Origin of the sequence: Mycobacterium uberis (genome assembly GCF_003408705.1) — a bacterium.
Classification (GTDB): Bacteria; Actinomycetota; Actinomycetes; order Mycobacteriales; family Mycobacteriaceae; genus Mycobacterium; species Mycobacterium uberis.
This window is the reverse complement of record NZ_QAYL01000016.1, coordinates 59,248-75,603: the sequence shown is the minus strand read 5'-3', so window position 1 is coordinate 75,603 and position 16,356 is coordinate 59,248. Positions and strand designations below refer to the sequence as shown.

General features: G+C 58.3%; 14 protein-coding genes and 3 pseudogenes. 6 read left to right on the top strand and 11 right to left on the bottom strand.

Annotated features, from left to right (window positions below):
* Positions 1–433: 433 nt before the first annotated feature.
* The 3 genes and pseudogenes from MUBE_RS18135 to MUBE_RS20400 all read right to left on the bottom strand — a co-directional run.
* Positions 434–1,029: pseudogene (locus MUBE_RS18135) on the bottom strand (GTP-binding protein); the annotation flags it as partial.
* The gene (locus tag MUBE_RS20405) at positions 1,029–1,226 is read right to left on the bottom strand and encodes an adenine nucleotide alpha hydrolase family protein (RefSeq protein ID WP_424399080.1); all 198 of its coding nucleotides are present in this window, start codon (positions 1,224–1,226) and stop codon (positions 1,029–1,031) included. The gene MUBE_RS20405 and the pseudogene MUBE_RS18135, both read right to left, overlap by 1 nt.
* Before the next feature lie 387 nt (positions 1,227–1,613).
* Positions 1,614–1,856, bottom strand: a complete 243-nt coding sequence (locus MUBE_RS20400) for a phosphoadenosine phosphosulfate reductase domain-containing protein (RefSeq protein WP_424399079.1) — start codon at positions 1,854–1,856, stop codon at positions 1,614–1,616.
* A 342-nt stretch (positions 1,857–2,198) separates the two neighbouring features.
* Here MUBE_RS20400 and MUBE_RS18130 point away from each other — a divergent pair.
* Positions 2,199–2,627, top strand: a pseudogene (locus MUBE_RS18130) (PaaI family thioesterase).
* Here MUBE_RS18130 and MUBE_RS10575 read toward each other — a convergent pair.
* Positions 2,624–3,115 (bottom strand): beta-class carbonic anhydrase, encoded by a 492-nt coding sequence (locus tag MUBE_RS10575; RefSeq protein WP_116540493.1) that lies wholly within the window; start codon positions 3,113–3,115, stop codon positions 2,624–2,626. The pseudogene MUBE_RS18130 and the gene MUBE_RS10575 sit on opposite strands and share 4 nt — an antisense overlap.
* A 210-nt stretch (positions 3,116–3,325) precedes the next feature.
* Here MUBE_RS10575 and MUBE_RS10570 point away from each other — a divergent pair, with 210 nt between their 5' ends.
* From MUBE_RS10570 to MUBE_RS10555, 4 genes are read left to right on the top strand one after another with little or no spacing between them, the layout of a single operon-like run.
* Positions 3,326–4,303, top strand: coding sequence for an ABC transporter permease (locus tag MUBE_RS10570; protein ID WP_116540492.1), 978 nt, complete (start codon positions 3,326–3,328; stop codon positions 4,301–4,303).
* Entirely contained in the window at positions 4,300–5,199 is a 900-nt protein-coding gene (locus MUBE_RS10565; protein ID WP_116540491.1) for an ABC transporter permease, read from the top strand. The genes MUBE_RS10570 and MUBE_RS10565 overlap by 4 nt, the downstream gene beginning before the upstream one ends.
* Complete coding sequence (locus tag MUBE_RS10560) at positions 5,196–7,034, top strand: dipeptide ABC transporter ATP-binding protein (RefSeq protein WP_116540490.1); 1,839 nt, start codon at positions 5,196–5,198, stop codon at positions 7,032–7,034. The genes MUBE_RS10565 and MUBE_RS10560 overlap by 4 nt, the downstream gene beginning before the upstream one ends.
* Positions 7,021–8,694, top strand: a complete 1,674-nt coding sequence (locus MUBE_RS10555; RefSeq protein ID WP_116540489.1) for an ABC transporter family substrate-binding protein — start codon at positions 7,021–7,023, stop codon at positions 8,692–8,694. The genes MUBE_RS10560 and MUBE_RS10555 overlap by 14 nt, the downstream gene beginning before the upstream one ends.
* Before the next feature lie 38 nt (positions 8,695–8,732).
* On the opposite strand, the gene MUBE_RS15940 is transcribed toward MUBE_RS10555, so the two are convergent.
* From MUBE_RS15940 to MUBE_RS15930, 5 genes are all read right to left on the bottom strand, one after another.
* On the bottom strand, positions 8,733–8,888 hold the full coding sequence (locus MUBE_RS15940; protein ID WP_165849815.1) for a hypothetical protein: 156 nt from the start codon (positions 8,886–8,888) through the stop codon (positions 8,733–8,735).
* A 6-nt stretch (positions 8,889–8,894) separates the two neighbouring features.
* Positions 8,895–9,263: a hypothetical protein gene (locus tag MUBE_RS15935; RefSeq protein WP_165849814.1), complete on the bottom strand. Its 369-nt coding sequence runs from the start codon at positions 9,261–9,263 to the stop codon at positions 8,895–8,897.
* 581 nt (positions 9,264–9,844) lie between these two features.
* Positions 9,845–12,490 carry an AAA family ATPase gene (locus tag MUBE_RS10545; RefSeq protein ID WP_116540487.1) on the bottom strand — a complete coding sequence of 882 codons (2,646 nt, stop codon included), beginning with the start codon at positions 12,488–12,490 and terminating at the stop codon, positions 9,845–9,847.
* On the bottom strand, positions 12,487–13,638 hold the full coding sequence (locus MUBE_RS10540) for a metallophosphoesterase family protein (RefSeq protein ID WP_116540486.1): 1,152 nt from the start codon (positions 13,636–13,638) through the stop codon (positions 12,487–12,489). Before MUBE_RS10540 ends, MUBE_RS10545 begins: the two co-directional genes overlap by 4 nt.
* 283 nt (positions 13,639–13,921) lie before the next feature.
* Positions 13,922–14,092, bottom strand: a complete 171-nt coding sequence (locus MUBE_RS15930; protein ID WP_165849657.1) for a hypothetical protein — start codon at positions 14,090–14,092, stop codon at positions 13,922–13,924.
* On the opposite strand from MUBE_RS15930, the gene MUBE_RS20395 reads away from it, so the two are divergent.
* A complete protein-coding gene (locus tag MUBE_RS20395) occupies positions 14,072–14,245 on the top strand; it encodes a DUF222 domain-containing protein (RefSeq protein ID WP_165849658.1) in 174 nt (57 codons plus the stop codon). The two genes, MUBE_RS15930 and MUBE_RS20395, sit on opposite strands and share 21 nt — an antisense overlap.
* A 227-nt stretch (positions 14,246–14,472) precedes the next feature.
* On the opposite strand, the pseudogene MUBE_RS10530 reads toward MUBE_RS20395, so the two are convergent.
* Positions 14,473–15,212 (bottom strand): annotated as a pseudogene (locus tag MUBE_RS10530) (class I SAM-dependent methyltransferase).
* Positions 15,200–16,348 (bottom strand): homoserine O-acetyltransferase MetX, encoded by a 1,149-nt coding sequence (metX, locus tag MUBE_RS10525; RefSeq protein WP_116540485.1) that lies wholly within the window; start codon positions 16,346–16,348, stop codon positions 15,200–15,202. The pseudogene MUBE_RS10530 and the gene metX overlap by 13 nt, the downstream one beginning before the upstream one ends.
* Positions 16,349–16,356 lie beyond the last annotated feature (8 nt).

Below are 16,356 nucleotides of genomic sequence, written 5' to 3'. Positions count from 1 at the left end.
CCGCTATGGCTGGTGTGTCGTGCTTGGCGGTGGGTTTGTGGTTGTTGCGGTACGCGGCTGAGGAGATTGTGGGCCTGTTGGAATCTACATGTAAATGTAGATTGGGATACTGGCCGGGACTAGGTGTCTGGGATGTATCTGTGCGGGGGTTGGGGTAGCGACTCGCAGCACACTGTCTGGCGGGGGGTTGCGCTGGTCTTCATCAAAATGAGGTGAAGGCTAGCGCATGTACCGTAAGGGGCGACGGTCTTGCATCACGACATCACCATGGTCACACTGGCTAGACTCTCCCCAGATAAGAACAGACCAAAACCTCGCTTCAACACCACCAACCAACAACACAACACTAGCGAGTTTTAACTTCGACGAAGGGCGGACGGACCGAGACAGCCATCAGTAGAAGCGCCTCGCCCACCGGACCACTCGACCTATAGTACCACAGTGTCAGGTCGGATTCGGTCACCACGTTGTCGCCGTGCGGCGCAGGAACCGGAATGGAGGTGACATCCTGTCCGTGGAGGCATACTGCGAAGGCATGAAATTAATCGCAAATCGCTTCGAATTTCTTTTCCCAGTCGACCAGGCTCATCTTATTCACCGCAAGCATCAGGTGGTAAACGCCCAGCAGCGATGCTAGGAAAGTATGCTGACAGCACTGCCCCTGCAGGCCGTCCCGCGTGTCGACCAACACGAGCATCAGCTAGACAATGGACGCACCGACCACCATGCTGCATATGTACTGGATGTGACCAAAGATACCATTGATACTGAATTTTTCTTTCGAGAGTGGCTAAACAACGGCAGGGGACATCGATCATGACACCTCTGCTCACACTCGGCCCGCAACCCATCGGTGACCAGTACCAGGTCAATAGACTCATGTCCGCGATTCCTGGACATCTGCTCCACCTAGGCTCACTGGTCTTCCGTCACGGCGTTGAAATCGTAGAGCAGGCGCCTGAACCAGTGTGGAGTGGATTTGCCGTCATCGACAGATCCAGCTATGGCGAGTCTTAACAAAGATGTCATCAGAAATAACCCTGCCGTTTGCGCCCTTCCCTCCCGACCGCCGAGATCTGGCCGTCGGTCCAGGTCACGCAACCCTTGGTAGGTAGGGACACCGCGGTCTCGACGATGACCTCCGTAACGGTGGCGGCCGTCGACTCCACACAACCGATGCAGGTGACGTCGCTGACAGTGCGGAAACGTACCGTGGCCTCGAACACCGGCCCTTCGGCGCGTGGCTCCAATGTCGCGAGCAGTATTCCATCACGTTTAAACGCCTTGCACCGGTCCGCAAAATAGATCGACGGCAGCTTGGCCTTCTTGACTCCGAAATATGGTCAAATGCCAAAATCGGCCCAATTGGACACCGGAAAAACTGGATTATATTCGCCCTTGTGATGCCGACCGTTATACAGGCTTCACAGTTCCGGCCACTGGTCTTTGGGGTCCCATTAGCCGAATCCGTCGCAGAATCTGTACACCCGGTCTGTGGAGTGTACCTTTTCTCCTTTGCGACGCACACTCCCGGATATCGCATCGAAATTTTGTTTTCTCGGATGGCACACAATAACGCGCTGCTCTGGATTAGATTTCTCGATGCGATCGCTTCAACAACACATCCTACACCCAGTATTACCCGACACCAACGCTATGGGCAGGCGCATCCCGGACTCCGCGACGAGTTCATCGCGAGTCGCGATAACTTCATCGAAAATTGTGGCCGATATCGACATGCTTACCGGGAACAGCAGTCTCTCAGGCCAAAATGCCTTGAGCGCCAGATGCGGCATGACGATGGAATCTTTACCACCCGAGAACAACAGCACCGGCCGCTCGAATTCGGCAGCCACCTTCTAAATGATGTAGATCACTTCAGCCTCTAACCAGCGCAGATGACTCAATATCGTATTGGTCGACCGGCAGGGTCAGACTTTTACATCGCTGATCACGGCCTTCTCTAGCACTCCCCATGAAATCTGATAGAAACAACCTAATAGTGTATTTTCACTGCCATCAGTAAAGTTAGCCTTTTCCAGCCCTGTCAATGAAAGGCCATCCATGACCTAAATACCAGATACTGGTCACGACAGGCGGCAGGCCAAAAGCATCTCCTTTCGACGACACCCAGTGGTGCGACTGCATAGACGAATGACAGACCCTTCGATCCTGCGGGACCGCACAGTGGCCACAACATAATCGCGCAGTTCCTACCTCAGTCGCCATTCGTCGGCCAAGCTGGAAATCGTCGCCGACCGACCTCTCTGTACGACGAAGTGCGAAGTCTGGTTGCGGCTGCCGTGGGAGCCGTACCATGTCCCCGTCCCCGTTTAGGGCATGGTCCATGGCGGCGCCATTGCTACCCTCGCCGATCTGACTGTTATGGTGCCAGCATAGTGCGGCCCGCAAGCACCTCCCGTGCTGCGCGGTTTGACGGTTATCGACGACACTGGACTCTATAGCGCCTGTCCGGGCCACCGACGTGATCAGAGTGGGCCAAGTGCTGGCCGTTAATCAACTATGAGGCCAAGATCGTCGATCCGGACGGCCGACTACTCGCCCCATGCCCTGCTGACCTAATAAGGTCGACTGACACTGAGCCGGCTTCATCGTCTCCGAGCTAGAGCGGGACCTCGTTGAGCTTACCGCTGGCGACGTCGAAGACAAACCCACGCAAGGACACATGTTTAGTCACGAATGAACTGTTTCTGATGCGCCGCAACGACTGGCGGACGTCTGCCTCGACGTCGAGAAAAGCTTCGGCCGCCCACGGAGGTTTCACACCAGTCTCCTCCTGGATAGCACGCTTAAAGTCGTCGTCGGTGAAGGTAAGCATCCCACAGTCGGTGTGGTGAATCAGGATAACTTCCCGAGTTCCGAGCAACCGCTGGCTGATAGCCAGCGAGCGGATGACGTCGTCGGTGACGACCCCTCCGGCGTTCCGGATGACGTGAGCCTCCCCTTCATTGAGACCCAACAATCGGTAGACGTCGAGCCGGGCATCCATACATGCGACCACTGCGACATGTTTGCTCGGCGGCATCGGAAGCGGTCCCACGAAGGTGCTAGCATATTTAGCATTGTTGGCCAGGTAGTCATCGGTAACCGTCATGCAAATCTCCTCAAGTATCGCGGTATGCAGTTTGCTGCATAGATCAATACCGTGGTGGATTTTAAACAATTTGCCAGTCGGATTCCATGCATGAGAACCAGTCCGAATTAAATATGGCACAGGCTGGCACACTGCCGTGCTGTGCGGCACCACCGTATTCGTGTCAGCCCGCTAACCTGTCCCAATGCGACACAAGCGGGATAGTCAGCCATGATTCGCTTTTTGGCACGCCGGTTGCTCAACTACGTCGTGTTGCTGGCGCTGGCATCGTTTCTAACTTACTGCCTCACCTCGGCCGCGTTCTCGCCATTGGACAGCCTGCTGCAGCGCAGCCCCCGACCGCCGCAAGCCATGATTGACGCCAAGACCCATGCGCTCGGCTTAGACAAGCCCATACCAATCCGTTACGCAAACTGGGCATCACACGCCATACGAGGCGATTTCGGCACCACCATAACCGGGCAGCCGGTAGGCGCCACCCTGGGACGCCGTGTTGGAGTCAGCCTACGATTGTTGATTATTGGCTCCGTAACGGGCACGGTACTAGGTGTGACTGCTGGGGTGTGGGGTGCTATCCGTCAGTACCGACTCAGCGACCGCGCGGTCACCCTGCTGGCGTTGCTGGTACTCAGCACACCGACATTCGTGATCGCCAACCTGTTGATCCTGAGCGCGCTGCGAGTGAACTGGGCCGTTGGCATCCAGCTGTTCGACTACACTGGCGAAACGTCACCGAGCGTCGACGGTGGGACGTGGGCTCACTTAATCGACCGGCTGCGGCATTTAATCCTGCCCACGCTGACGCTGGCATTGGTTGGTGCTGCCGGATACAGTCGATATCAGCGCAACACAATGCTCGACGTTCTCAACCAGGATTTCATTCGGACAGCCCGCGCCAAAGGGCTCACCCGTCGGCGCGCGCTGCTGAAACACGGATTGCGTACGGCACTGATCCCGATGACTACTCTGTTCGCCTATGGGGTCGCTGGCCTGGTCACCGGAGCCCTGTTCATTGAGAAGATTTTCGGCTGGCACGGCATGGGCGAATGGATGGTGCAAGGGGTCGCGACTCAGGACACCAATATCGTAGCGGCCATCACGGTGTTCTTCGGCACGGTCGTCTTAATAGCCGGCCTGCTCTCCGACATCATCTATGCTGCACTTGACCCGCGGGTCCGCGTGTCATGAACCTCTCCAAAAGTTTATCCAGTTCGGAGGAAATAAGTTTCACTTCTCGCCGCACCTTGGTGCTGCACCGATTTGCGCGCAACCGAACCGCGTCGGCAGCTCTGGCACTGCTGGCGTTGCTGTTCGCCACCTGTTACTTACTGCCCTCGCTACTGCCTTATTCCTACGACGACCTTGATTTTAACGCGCTGCTGCAGCCACCGAACACCCGGCACTGGCTAGGCACCAATGCGCTAGGTCAAGACTTGTTGGCGCAGACGCTACGGGGAATGCAGAAGTCGATGTTGATCGGTGTCTGCGTGGCGTTTATCTCCACCGGCATTGCCGCCACCGTCGGGTCGATCACGGGCTATTTCGGGCGCTGGCGGGATCGGATTCTGATGTGTGTGGTCGACCTATTGCTGGTGATGCCCAGCTTTGTCCTCATCGCCATCGTGTCACCACGAACCAAGAGTTCTGCCAACATAATACTGCTCGTTCTGCTGCTCGCCGGCTTTAGCTGGATGGTCAGTTCTCGCATGGTACGTAGCATGACCATGAGCTTGCGTGAACGCGAATTCATCCGGGCAGCAAAATATATGGGCTTATCCAGCCGCCAAATCATCGTCGGCCATGTGGTACCCAACGTAGCGTCGCTTTTGATCATCGACGCCACACTCAACGTGGGCTCCGCTATCCTAGCCGAAACTGGATTAAGCTTTCTTGGCTTCGGCGTTCAGCCACCGGATGTGTCGTTGGGTACTTTGATCGCCAGCGGCACTCAGTCCGCAACCACCTTCCCTTGGGTGTTCCTGTTTCCAGCCGGCGTGCTGGTGGTCATTCTTTTGTGTGCCAATCTAACCAGCGATGGTTTGCGCGATGCGTTCGACCCAGGCAGCGAGACCCTGCTGCGATGAGGCCGCTGCTGGAAGTAACTGACCTGGCCGTTACGTTCGGAACGAATGGCGAACCGGTGACCGCAGTGCGCGGCATTAGCTATCGCATCGATGCCGGAGAAGTTGTGGCCATGGTCGGTGAATCAGGTTCGGGTAAGTCCGCGGCGGCGATGGCGGTGGTGAGCTTGCTACCGGAACATGCCAAAGTGCACGGCTCAGTCCGGTTACACGACACCGAACTCGTGGGACTCGCCGATGAGGCAATGTCACGGTTTCGTGGCAAAGCAATCGGCACCGTGTTTCAGGATCCGATGTCTGCGCTTACCCCAGTCTACACCGTTGGTGACCAGATCGCCGAGACAATCGAGGTGCACCAGCCGCGGGTGGGAAAGAAGGCTGCCCACCGACGTGCCGTGGAACTGCTTGAGTTGGTTGGAATTGCACAGCCAGGGCGTCGCGCTCGCGCCTTTCCACACGAGCTGTCCGGCGGCGAAAGGCAACGGGTGGTCATCGCCACCGCGATTGCCAACAATCCCGACCTGTTGATCTGCGACGAGCCCACCACCGCGCTAGACGTCACCGTGCAAGCGCAGATCCTGGAAGTACTTAAGACAGCGCGCGACGTCACTGGCGCCGGTGTACTTATCATCACTCATGACCTCGGTGTGGTCGCCGAGTTCGCCGACCGGGCGCTGATCATGTACGCCGGCAGGATCGTCGAATCGGCCCGCGTGAACGATCTCTATCGGGAGTGCCAGATGCCCTACACTGTAGGTCTGTTGGGCTCGGTACCTCGGTTGAACGTTGCGCAAGGCACTCGGCTAATTCCGATACCTGGTTCACCACCTTCGTTGGCCGGCCTCTTGCAAGGATGCCCATTCGCACCCCGCTGTCCGCTAGTAGTCGACGAATGCCGTTTGCGTGAACCAGAATTAGTCGAAGTCAGGGCTGATCACCGGGCAGCCTGTATCCGCACCGATCAGGTCGATGGGAGTAGTGCCGCTGATATTTACGGCATCAACATCGAAACCCACCGATCAGCAACCAGTAACTCTTCGGTCGTGGTGCGGGTTCGGGACCTGGTTAAAACATACCGGCTAACCAAAGGTGTGGTACTGCGCCGCACTATCGGCGAAGTCCGCGCGGTCAATGGTATCAGTTTCGAGCTGCAACAAGGTCGCACCTTAGGCATCGTCGGTGAATCCGGATCGGGTAAGTCAACAACCCTACATGAGATCTTGAGACTCGCTGCGCCACAGTCGGGATCGATCGAAGTGCTCGGCACCAATGTGGCCACCCTGAACCAGGCAAGCAGGCGATCGCTGCGACGCGACATCCAAATCGTTTTCCAAGACCCAGTAGCATCGCTGGATCCGCGACTTCCTGTCTTCGAATTGATCGCTGAACCATTGTACGCCAACGGTTTCAACAAGATCGATACATACACAAGGGTCGCCGAACTGCTCGATATCGTCGGATTGCACCGCTCCGACGAAGCTCGTTATCCGGCTGAGTTCTCCGGTGGACAGAAGCAACGCATCGGTATCGCTCGAGCGCTGACATTACGGCCCAAGATTCTGGCGCTTGATGAACCAGTGTCCGCGCTCGACGTATCTATCCAAGCCGGCATCATCAACCTGTTGCTTGATCTCCAAGACCGGTTCGGACTGTCGTATCTTTTTGTTTCCCATGATCTTTCGGTAGTCAAACATCTCGCGCACCAAGTCGCCGTGATGTTCGCTGGCACCATTGTCGAGCAAGGCGACAGTCACGATGTCCTCCGCAATCCGCAGCACGCTTACACTCGGCGGTTGCTGGACGCGGTACCACAGCCAGAAGTGGATGATTATGCTTAGTCGGGTCATCGCGGCGTTGCTGGTGGTCAGCCTGACGCTGACCGGATGCTCGGCAGACATCCGCCTTGTGCCCTCTGTCGAAGGAAGCGCTGTGCTCAGCAAAACTAGCGATATCAACCCGCAGAATCCAGCCACGCTAAAAGACGGAGGCAACTTGCGGCTGGCTTTAACCGACTTCCCACCAAACTTTAATATTTTGCACATCGACGGCAACAACGCCGAGGTCGCCTCGATGATGAAAGCCACCATGCCGCGAGCATTTATCATCGGTCAGGACGGTTCGACGACTGTCGACACCAACTACTTCACCAGCATCGAACTCACTAACACTTCCCCGCAAGCGATCACTTACACTATCAATCCAAAGGCGGTATGGTCCAACGGTACGCCAATCACTTGGCGAGACATCGACCGCCAGATCCAAGCCAATAGCGGTAAGGACAAGGCATTCGAGATCGCCGGAACCAGCGGCTGCGAGCGGGTAGCTTCAGTACGCCCCGGTGTCAACGACCGGCAGGCCATTGTGACTTTCTCCCAGCCGTACGCTGAGTGGCGCGGCATGTTCGCCGGGAACGGCATGCTGCTGCCCGCCACGATGACCGCTACACCTGAGGCTTTCAACAAGGGCCAGCTCGACGGGCCGGGCCCATCAGCAGGTCCGTTTATCGTGTCGTCACTGGATCGAACCGCACAGCGGATCGTGTTAACCCGTAATCCGAAATGGTGGGGGACAACACCCCGCCTGGATAGGATCACCTACTTGGTTCTCGATGACGCCGCACGGCTACCAGCGTTGCAAAACAACACAATCGATGCGACCAGAGTCAATACGTTAGACCAGTTGACCATCGCAACGCGCACCAACGGCATCTCGATCCGGCACGCCCCTGCCCCCAGCTGGACTCACTTCACGTTCAACGGAGCCTCAGGGTCCATCCTCGCCGACAAAGGACTGCGCCTCGCGGTGTCCAAGGGCATCGACCGGCGGACCATCGCCAAGGTAGTCCAGTACGGCTTAAGCAAGAACCCCGAGCCGTTGAACAACCACGTCTACGTCGACGGACAGGCAGGCTACCAGGACAACAGCAGCGTTGTCACCTACAACCCAGAACGGGCAAAACAAGAACTCGATGTCCTGGGCTGGAAGCTCAATGGTCAGTTCCGGGAGAAGGATGGTCGTCAACTGGTCATCCGCGATCTGTTCTACGATACGCAGGGCAGTCGAGAGTTTGCTCAGATCGCCCAGCACAGTCTCGCACAAATAGGCGTCAAACTTGAACTCCAAGCCAGAGCCGGCAATGGCTTCTTTACCAACTATGTCAACGTGGGTGCTTTCGATATCGTGCAGTTCAGTTGGGTCGGCGACACGTTTCCACTGTCAGCGCTCACCCAGATTTACCAATCCTACGGGGAGAGCAACTTCGGCAAAATCGGTAGCCCGGCCGTAGACACCGCTATCGAGCGAACGCTGGCCGAACTAGATCCCGCTAAGGCGCGCGTGTTAGCCAACGAAGTTGACAAGCTGATCTGGGCCGAAGGGTTTAGTTTGCCGCTCACCCAATCTCCGGGTGACGTCGCCGTCCGCAGCACACTAGCCAACTTTGGTGCGACCGGACTCGGCGACCTCAACTACACCGCTATCGGATTCATACAGAGCTGAGACGGCGTTGCAGCGGCGGTACCACCGGCAGACCACCCTCAGCTGCGGTAGTTACGTCGATCCCCTTCTACAGCAGCCGCACGACTGAACGCACCGGGAACCCGTACAGCATCAACAACACCGCATTCGTCGGCAGCAAAGCGCACGACTACCGTAAGTGGCATGATGAGATCGTAGCCACCGGAAACCGCCACCGTTGGTCAGCCAAATCTTGGCAACTCAGTCACCAAGTTGTAAAGCTCTACCTCGAAAGTAGTTGCATTGATGAACATTTCGCGTGTGGCCGCAGCAGATTCTAGCGGAAGACTATCCGGTCCAGCGGTATAGTCAAATTCACAGAATGTGATGCGGTTCACCGGATCGACTGCGTAACGGTATGACACCATGCGGTTCGTTATCGCTACGAGCCGAGACATTCTCTGCCATAATGTAATTTGACCATCCAACAATAGACTGCATTGGCGATCAAGCAGCGAAGTTCCGCCGAAGCCGTAAATTATCACGGCAATCTGGCCCGCCAACGTGGTCATTAGTCCTGTATCGACGAGTTGACGAGCCTTGGGCGTCAATGCGGTGGTTTCTAGACTATCGTCCTGCAAGAACCCCCTCCCGAATGGCGTCGCGTACCACCGTGGTGGTATGCCATGAAAGTAACGGTAAATCGCGAATCATAACCGACACCCTGCCGGAGTGACGGACACCAATTCCCGCCGCGATATTAGGTGCCGTAGATGACGGCTGAGTCCACGTGGGCGTCATCCAGCACCAAGCCCCGGCCATGTTGTCGACAAAATGACCGACGGAGAGTACTTGGGGCAGCAAGTCAGTCCCAAAGGCGCGACATTCCTACCCTGCGATGTTCAATCATGTTGACATCGAGACCGGCAGCGGCGGTCCGGCACCGCAGCCCCTTGGTATCGCTGCAATGACCCTCCTTCCGAGATGATGAACAGCGGATGCGCAGACTTGCGGCCGGTACTGACATAGTACAGATCGACCCCTTCGGTTCTGCCCGGCGAGATCGGCCGGCACACCGGACAGTCCTGTCAGCTTTTCTCACACTCAACGCTTCGCATTCATCCTCAAGAAGATCAGCCCGTCATGGTCCTATTCTGCCGAGATCGTCCCCGAACTTCAGCGCGGCAGCACGTCAAGTCTTACTGGTGCGTAACTTTTCAACGTTTAGATTGATACGGTGCGCGCCCGTGACGCCGTCGTAGCGGTCAGGACTACATGTCAGCACGATCACCTGTCCGTGCGCCCCCACAGCGTCAAATACCTCCCCCATCTTGGCCAGCCGATCTGGATCGGTGAATCCCAACGCGTCATCGATCACTACCGGAACGCTATCGTCCTTGGCGACCAAAGCGGCGCCGGCAAGCCGCGCCAGGATTCCGAGTTGCTCTTTGGCCCCACCTGATAGGGACTCGAAAGGCACAGTAATGCCGTCCAAGGTACGGCTGCGGATACGCAAGTCACTGTCGATGTCGACCTCGAAAGTGGGCCCGAACACCGGTCTGCTAAGCCGTTGCAATTCTGTGCGGTAAGGCTCAACGTAACGCAGCCGTGTGGCGTCGCGGTGGCGTACTATTACTGAACGCAACAGCTGTGCGGCCCTCGCTCGACGGCCGACCTGCGTGTGCTGGCTGATCGCGTGTTCACGCTCCGTCTCGGCGACGTCGAGCTTGCCTTTGCGCCCCTCAGTGCCGAAAACTGAGATTTCGATGCTGATCTCGCGCAACGCACTGGAAACATCGTCGTACTGATCACGCAACGACTCGGCCGCCTCGGTGGCAGCCGCCAATTCGGCGGTCACCATGTCGGGTACCGCGGCGGCCAACTCCTCGGCCAGCTCGGCGGCCCGTTGCTCCGCCGTTTGCGCCGCCCGTAGCCCAGCTTTTGCCGCTGACGCCAGGTCTTCATCGCTGACTGACGCTCGCTGCTGGGCTAGCTGGTCGATAGCCTGATCAAGTTCGGTGCGTTGAGTTTCTACTTTGTCCAGCAAAATCCTTTCCCGAGCTGATATTTCGGCAAGCCGGCAACTTGCAGCCGCTGCAGCACGACGACGCACTTCACGTTCAGCGTCAGCGGCCGCGCGAGCTATCTCGGCCGCTTTGAGTTCAGCACGAGCGGAATCGGTGTCCTCCGCACAGAGATCAGGTTCACAATGGTGATCGTTGCGTAATTGCGCCAACCGTACCCGCAATTGGTCAATCTGATCATCACCGCACAGGCCGGCTAAAGCAGCACTCAACTGATCTCGACTACTTTGCAGTTCACGGCGCCGCTGGTCGGCACATCGTGCCGCCGCAAGATCAACAACATTGCCAACGGCCAGCGCTGAGGAAAGTTCTTGTTGTGCTGCAGCGTATTTGGACCGAGCATAGAGTGCGGTAGCGCTGGGCATCACACGGGCCTTCAAGACATTGGGAACCTCGACTTCGGTGGTATCAGTGACTGTTGTCGACCAGCTTTGTCCTGCCGTCAACGACACTTGTTGCTGATCAACGGTGAGTTCAATGTCGACGGCAGCGGTGAATTCCACTGCCGCCGAGATCAACATAAGCTGGTCACCGGTGTGATCCACAGCGGTCGCGGCCTTTTCGATGCGCTGCAGTAGCTGCTCGGTCAACGTGACCGCGGATAGCTCGGCACAGACGTGGTCACGCTCACCTTTGATAGCATCGATCTTGGTCAGCCGGGTGCTCAACCGGTCTACCTCCTGGCAGTCAGCAAGCTGGTCTATGGTGCGCCGGGCGATGTCAACGCGTCGTTGAGCAGCCGCCAGGACCTCGGTAGCCTCCTTCACTGCAACATCAGACGCCTCGGTGTCAGCGCGCGTCGTCGACACTAAGGCGGCGGCCTCTTGGGCTTCGGTCTGGGCGGCAGCAAGAATAGCGGCGCGAGCGTCGATTTCGGTGAGCAGTCGCAGCCGCGCAGTGTGGGCGGCTGCGACTGCAACGTTCGTCGCGGCTGCGGCGGCTGCGACCAGCTCGGCTTCACGCGCTTGGCTGGTGAGGACTGCGATCTTGTCGGCAGCGGCCTGAGCTACGGCCAACCGCGGTCCAGCAGCGAGCTGTCGTTGCGACAGTTCGGCCGCTCGCTCAGTCAGGATGGCATGACGATGCACCCGGTCGTCGACTTCGGCGACCGCCGCAGCGCACTCCCCCACCGCGGCCTCAGCATCGGATAGCCGAGAGATCGCAGCAGCCCACTCCCCAGTGGGACGTCCGGTCGACGTGAAGTAGCGTCGATACTCGGCTTCGATCCGCTCGATAAGCACTGGCTCGGTACCGGAAAATTCAGTGTTATCGCCTGCTGCGAGATCGAGTGCACGTGACAGCGCATCACAGCCGGACAGATCTACCGCGGCAATCGACGCCGCCTGCAGCACCCGTTGGGCATGCCACAGATCGTTGTCCACCGTCTCTGCCAACATCGCCCGGACCCGCTCGTGGGCTTCGTCACCAGTCAGTTGTTCGCGGTGCGGTGTCAGTACCGTCAGCGCTGTCTCGCACTTTTTGTTAAAGCGCTTACGGTAGACAAAGCGATAAGGTCCGCTGCTGATCTCGGCGCAGACCTCGGAGCCAACGTCAGCGTTAGCCGGCTTGACTTGCTTGACTTCTTTTTTCGTCGACCGGTCCCTGGATTCCAGAAGCAAGTCTAATGCCTCAATCATCGAAGATTTGCCGATCTCGTTGGTACCGCACACCACAATCACGCCGCGGTCGGGAAACTCAACCTCCTGGTGTGCGGTACCACGGTAATTCGTCAACGCCAGCCGATGCAGCTTCATGCCGTCCCCCTATCGGCGAGCCGCAACAGTAGAGCCAACGCCGCCTGGGCGTCGACGGCGGACTCCGTACCACCTTCACGTGCGGTGGTGATCAGTTCATCGACGACGGCGGCCGCAAACCCGCTGATGCCCAGATCAGTAAATTCGCCGTCAGTGGGTATCATCGCTAGGTCGCTGCGACGTTCCCACAGACCGAGCCATGCGAATAACCTTGCGTATCTGTCCAGACAAGCATCTAGCGCGACGTGGTCAGTGACCGTGAGCGAACCGGTCAGGGCGAGTCGCACCACACTGCGGTCCTTGTCCGTAATCTGGTCCAGGCTCATGTCAAGGTCCGCGATATCCTGGCCAGTGTCCACCTGACGGTGTAAAGTTAAAAATCGCCAATGTCCGACATGCCGGCTCGTCACAGTGACAGGGCGCCGTGGGTCATTTTCATCGATCTCAACGATCAAAACATGGCCGGGGTTAGGCTCAATGTCGTCAAAGTTAGTGACTTCCGGGGAGCCGGAGTACCACACCCGGCCACTGCTGCCGATCTGGGTGAGCGAATGCTTATCACCCAGAGCCACATAGTGCACTGCGCCACTGGCCAACGCATCATCGATCCCGGTGAGTCGGATCAGCGAGGGTTTGTCGCGATCCGGGTCCAGCACGTCAACCCCGCCATGGGCAACGAGCACCCGCGTGACGGTGTTCGCCGCCAGACCCTCTAAGACCTCGGCCACCAGATCCGTAGTCGGAGCCTTGGACCGCCATGGTGCGGCGATGATCTCGAGTCCGGGCCGAATCTGATGGACCCCCGCCCGGTCAAGCACAGTGATGTTGTCCGGGCACTCGGCGGTGAACAGCGCGCTGGTGTACACTGACGATGCATCCAACGGATCGTGGTTGCCCGGCAGCAAATAGACCGGAATACCGATGGCACGTATAGCCTCCAAGGACTGGCTGATCACCTGCGGCGCGAGCTGGTTGTGCTCGAAGACATCACCGGCCACCACGACGAACTCGGCGCCCACCTCCGCAGCCAACGCGCCTAGCCCAACCACCACGTCGCGGCGGGCCGCCGAGTACCGTGGCTGGGCGTCGCCAGAAAGAAAATGCCGCGTAATGCCGAGCTGCCAGTCGGCGGTGTGTAGGAATCGCATTCTGTCTCTCCGAGAAATTTGCGCGGCTGTCGAGACAACGTGAGTGTAGGGCGTTACTCCGACAAGTCGCAGGACCTCGCTCGGCAGGTTGGTTGCCTCGGTCGCCTGTGAGCATGCAGCAACTTTAAATGTCGGTGTCTTCCGATAGTTTGGTGTTGTGAGTTGAGTTCATTGTGGTGTCGTGGATAGGAAGGTGATCACGGCTGCGTTGGATACGTTGGATACCACGGTACGGGGTAGCGTGGCGGCAGGTTCTTGCATGCGATTGCCGAGTGGACGCGGATCAGCCGTACCGAAGTCTCCCCAACGCATCCGTGATGCCACCGATCTTGGTGAACGGCACGTGATTCACCAGCAAACCATTACCGCCACAGTTAGCGGCCACCACAGCAGCCCAGCGTGCCGAACGACTCGGTGCCGACCAGATCTCGCGGTGATCCACCGGTTCTGCCACCAACTACCCGGCTGGATCGATGCGGCCATCCGTGAACGCGCCAAGGCTGATCCGGCCAAGCAAGACACCCAATACCGGTCCGAACACCTGGCCGGGTTAGCCGATCGTCTCGCCGACTGCCTCAACCCCGACAGGCATCTACACCGACCATGAATCGGGCCCGCCGACGCAGACTAGCCCTAAGCAAAAAGCCGACGGCATGTCGGCGCTACACACCTAGCTGACCCCTGAGGCCCGCACCATACTGAAGGACATGTTAGCCAAACTGGCCGCTCCCGGGATATGTAACCCCACCGATAACACCGCCAAACAAATACCCCCACCACAACCACACAAACACAGACAAAGCGAGTTAACTTGCGTTATCTTGCTAATGTCGCTCAAATACACATGGTGACATAAGGGGGGAGCGCCAGGCCGGCTGACTTCGCCAGCGCCGGACAGATGGACAGCAGCACACGTGTACCTCGGTCGAGTGTGCTGGTTTGTACTTCTGCCGGGGAGGTGATGTAGTAGCTCTGAGAGGCCACTAAGTCGATCAATGCTTTTGGTGTAGGACGGTTTGTTTATTTGACTTGCTGGCACGCCATGTCGATGAACGGTACCGGCATCGTTACCTTGTTGTGGATCGGGCGCCGTCGCGTCTGATGATCTGATCTAGCTCGCACACCCAGCTGAATTGATCGGCGCAGGTATGCCACTCCATGTCCAGCCGTCCGCCCGGGTGGAGCACACGGGCCACCTCGGGAATGGCTCGCACGAGATCGACCCAGTGCCAGGACTGGGTGATTCAGATGGCATCAATGCTATTGCCCTCCAATGGAATACCTTATGCAATGCCCAGTAGTACACCAGTATCTGGCAGCGAGGTGCGCCGTACTTCCAGCATTTCGGGAATCGGGTCAACGGCCACGATGTCCAAGCTGCGTTCGGCCAGCCGGGTAGTCAGTTTGTCGGTGCCCACACTTAGGTCGAGCACCTGGCGCGCACCGGCCGGCAATAGCCAGTCGATCGCCTCAGGTGGGTAAAATGGGCGTTCACGCTCATAGGTAGTTGCCGCGGAGCCGAACGACAGGGAGTGGTTGTGCCTCGGTTTGATGAGTGATGTCACCGCGAACATGCGCCTTCCCTAGACTCCATGTCGGCCAATTCGAGAGTTTGCCGGATCAATTTGCCGACGGCCTCAGATTCCACCAGGAAGCCGTCATGCCCGTAGATGGAGTCGACAACCTGCAGCCCAGTACAGCCCGGCAGCAGCTCGGCTAACTCTTGCTGCAAACGCAGTGGGTAGAGCCGATCCGAGGTGATGCCACCCACCACCACCGGTACCGGGCACCCATTCAGCGCCGCGGAGACCCCGCCGCGGCCACGACCCACGTCGTGGCTGTTTAGCGTTTTGGTCAAGACCACGTAGCTACCGGCGTCAAAGCGTGCCAACAGCTTGTCACCCTGGTGCTCTAGATAACTTTCCACCGCATAACGGCCGCCCGTCGCGGGATCCTCGTTGTCTTGGTTGCCGTTGGCAAACCGGTTGTCGAGCTCGACCTCGCCACGGTAGGTCAGGTGAGCGAAGCGACGGGCGATCGTCAAACCGACGTTTGGCGCCCTTCCCGTTTCGTAGTAGTCGCCGCCCTGCCAGTTCGGATCGGTCTTGATGGCTTCGATCTGGGTGGTCTGGGTGCCGATCTGGTCAGCGGTGGCGCGCGCACCGACCGCCAACAACAGCCCAGACCGGACCTGGCCCGGGTGGCTGACGATCCATTCTAGCGCCCGCGCGCCGCCCATGGATCCTCCAACGACCGCGGCAACCTCGGTGATTCCCGTGGCGGCAAGTGCGGCGATATCCGCCTCCACCTGGTCTCGTACCGATATCAACGGAAATCTTGAGCCCCAAGGCTTTCCGTCGCGTGCAAGCGAGCTGGGGCCGGTGGAGCCACGACAACCGCCCAGAACGTTGGTAGCTACCGCGCACCAGCGATTGGTGTCGATCGGTGCACCGGGACCGGCTAGCCCGTCCCACCAGCCAGGTGTGGGATGGCCGGGTCCGGCAGGTCCGGTTATGTGTGAATCACCAGTGAGCGCATGCAAGACCACCACCACGTTGTCTCGTGCAGGCGACAACTTGCCCCAGCGTTGCACAGCAATGCAGACGTCATCAAGCACCGCACCACTCTCCAGCCTGAATCGGCCGATGCCAACCACGCCGACTTCGCCTTCGGTCGGCAGCGTCTGGGTTCCGATGTCGGGGATTATCAAGTTAGGAG